Below are 3,241 nucleotides of genomic sequence, written 5' to 3'. Positions count from 1 at the left end.
TTTGATCATTGAAAACTGAATACCTCATTTCTAATTGTTCGATGCGAACGATTAGAAATACGATCATATCAAATGATGATATAATCAACCGAGAAATTGACCGAGTCCGTATCTGTTTACAGATGCGAGATGAAAAATGTAAGTAAAAATTAGCGCAAAAATTGTGGTTAAGCAATAAAGGGCGCACGGTGAATGCCTTGGCACTAGGAGCCGATGAAGGACGGGACGAACACCGAAATGCTTTGGGGAGCTGTAAGTAAGCTGAGATCCAGAGATATCCGAATGGGGGAACCCGGCAGTTAATGACTGTCACGCGTAAGCGAGGTAAACGCAGAGAACTGAAACATCTAAGTACCTGCAGGAAGAGAAAGAAAAATCGATTCCCTAAGTAGCGGCGAGCGAACAGGGAAGAGCCCAAACCATGGTGCATGCACCATGGGGTTGTAGGACTCCATAGTTTGATTGTCAATCGATAGTAGAAGCACGTGGGAAAGTGCGGCAGAGAAGGTGAGACCCCTGTATACGAAATCGAACGACACGAACGGAGTATCCTGAGTACGGCGGAGCACGTGGAATTCCGTCGGAATCCACCAGGACCATCTGGTAAGGCTAAATACTCCCTAGTGACCGATAGTGAACCAGTACCGTGAGGGAAAGGTGAAAAGCACCCCGGGAGGGGAGTGAAAGAGTACCTGAAACCGTGTGCTTACAAGTAGTCAGAGCCCGTTAAGGGGTGATGGCGTACCTTTTGTAGAATGGACCGGCGAGTGATGATAGTTGGCAAGGTTAAGTTGAAGAAACGGAGCCGTAGCGAAAGCGGGTCTGAATAGGGCGACAGTCAGGTGTTATCGACCCGAAACCAAGTGACCTACCCATGAGCAGGTTGAAGGTGTGGTAAGACACACTGGAGGACCGAACCAGGACACGTTGAAAAGTGTTTGGATGACTTGTGGGTAGCGGAGAAATTCCAATCGAACTTGGAGATAGCTGGTTCTCTCCGAAATATATTTAGGTATAGCCTCAAAGTGAGCGTGATGGAGGTAGAGCACTGTTTGAACGCGGGGCCCTTCAGGGTTACCAAATTCAGATAAACTCCGAATGCCATCATGTATCTTTGGGAGTCAGACTGCGAGTGATAAGATCCGTAGTCGAAAGGGAAACAGCCCAGACCACCAGCTAAGGTCCCTAAGTTATTGTTCAGTGGAAAAGGATGTGGGGTTGCCCAGACAACTAGGAGGTTGGCTTAGAAGCAGCCATCCTTGAAAGAGTGCGTAATAGCTCACTAGTCGAGTGACCCTGCGCCGAAAATGTACCGGGGCTAAACAATACACCGAAGCTGTGGATCCGTAAGGATGGTAGGAGAGCGTTCTATAGGCGGAGAAGCCATACCGTAAGGAGTGGTGGAGCGTATAGAAGTGAGAATGCCGGTATGAGTAGCGCAAGACGGGTGAGAATCCCGTCCACCGATAGAAGAAGGTTTCCTGGGGAAGGCTCGTCCGCCCAGGGTTAGTCGGGACCTAAGCTGAAGCCGACAGGTCTAGGCGATGGACAACAGGTAGAGATTCCTGTACTTACAATACATGTTTGAGCGATGGAGGGACACAGGAGGTTAACCTACGCATCCGGATGGATGGATGTAGAAGCACTAAGGTGTGGTAAGAGTCAAATGCTTTTACCTTTAACATTGAGGTGTGACCTGGAGCGAAATTAGAGTAGCGAAGGTAGGCGATCAAACTGTCGAGAAAAGCTTCTAGTGAATGTATTGTAACCCGTACCGCAAACCGACACAGGTCTTCAAGTGGAGAACACTCAGGTGAGCGAGAGAACTCTCGTTAAGGAACTCGGCAAAATGACCCCGTAACTTCGGGAGAAGGGGTGCTGAAGGCAACTTCAGCCGCAGTGAATAGGCCCAAGCGACTGTTTATCAAAAACACAGCTCTCTGCCAAACCGAAAGGTGACGTATAGGGGGTGACGCCTGCCCGGTGCTGGAAGGTTAAGAGGAGTGCTTAGCGCAAGCGAAGGTACGAATTGAAGCCCCAGTAAACGGCGGCCGTAACTATAACGGTCCTAAGGTAGCGAAATTCCTTGTCAGGTAAGTTCTGACCCGCACGAAAGGCGTAACGATTTGGGCACTGTCTCAACGAGAGACTCGGTGAAATTATAGTACCGGTGAAGATGCCGGTTACCCGCGACAGGACGGAAAGACCCCATGGAGCTTTACTGTAGCTTGATATTGAGTGTTTGTGTGGCATGTACAGGATAGGTAGGAGCCAAAGAATCGTGGACGTCAGTCTACGAGGAGGCGCTGGTGGGATACTACCCTTGTGACAGGAACGCTCTAACCCGCGTGTAGACCACGGGAGACAGTGTCAGGTGGGCAGTTTGACTGGGGCGGTCGCCTCCTAAAGAGTAACGGAGGCGCCCAAAGGTTCCCTCAGAATGGTTGGAAATCATTCGCAGAGTGCAAAGGCAGAAGGGAGCTTGACTGCGAGACCCACAAGTCGAGCAGGGACGAAAGTCGGGCTTAGTGATCCGGTGGTACCGTATGGAAGGGCCATCGCTCAACGGATAAAAGCTACCCTGGGGATAACAGGCTTATCTCCCCCAAGAGTTCACATCGACGGGGAGGTTTGGCACCTCGATGTCGGCTCATCGCATCCTGGGGCTGAAGTCGGTCCCAAGGGTTGGGCTGTTCGCCCATTAAAGCGGTACGCGAGCTGGGTTCAGAACGTCGTGAGACAGTTCGGTCCCTATCCGTCGCGGGCGTAGGAAATTTGAGAAGAGCTATCCTTAGTACGAGAGGACCGGGATGGACGCACCGCTGGTGTACCAGTTGTTCCGCCAGGAGCATCGCTGGGTAGCTATGTGCGGGAAGGATAAGCGCTGAAAGCATCTAAGCGCGAAGCCACCTTCGAGATGAGATTTCCCATTCGTAAGAAGTAAGACCCCTGAAAGACGATCAGGTAGATAGGTTCGGAGTGGAAGTACAGTAATGTATGGAGCGGACGAATACTAATCGGTCGAGGACTTAACCACAAAGAACAATTTTAAGGTTGAGATGAGGTATTCAGTTTTGAGTGACCAAGGTCATTCAAAGAGACATAAAGTGCACTGTGTGGTGATAAAGGCAAGAAGGGCACACCTGTTCCCATGCCGAACACAGTAGTTAAGCTTCTTAGCGCCGATGGTAGTGGGACTTGATCCTGTGAGAGTAGGTCGTCGCCATGCAGGGTACACTTT

At 50.4% G+C, this 3,241-nt stretch carries 2 rRNA genes; both read left to right on the top strand.

The features are described 5' to 3' along the window. The first annotated feature begins 165 nt into the window (after window positions 1-165). Window positions 166-3,037 (top strand): 23S ribosomal RNA (locus tag HMPREF9257_RS08445). Between the two features lie 78 nt (window positions 3,038-3,115). Next, window positions 3,116-3,229, top strand: a 5S ribosomal RNA gene (gene rrf / locus HMPREF9257_RS08440). The last annotated feature ends 12 nt before the right edge of the window (window positions 3,230-3,241 follow it).

The organism is Eremococcus coleocola ACS-139-V-Col8 (genome assembly GCF_000183205.1).
In the GTDB taxonomy this organism is placed as follows: domain Bacteria; phylum Bacillota; class Bacilli; order Lactobacillales; family Aerococcaceae; genus Eremococcus; species Eremococcus coleocola.
Note: the sequence above shows the minus strand (reverse complement) of the source record. Positions and strands in the feature narration are given on the sequence as shown.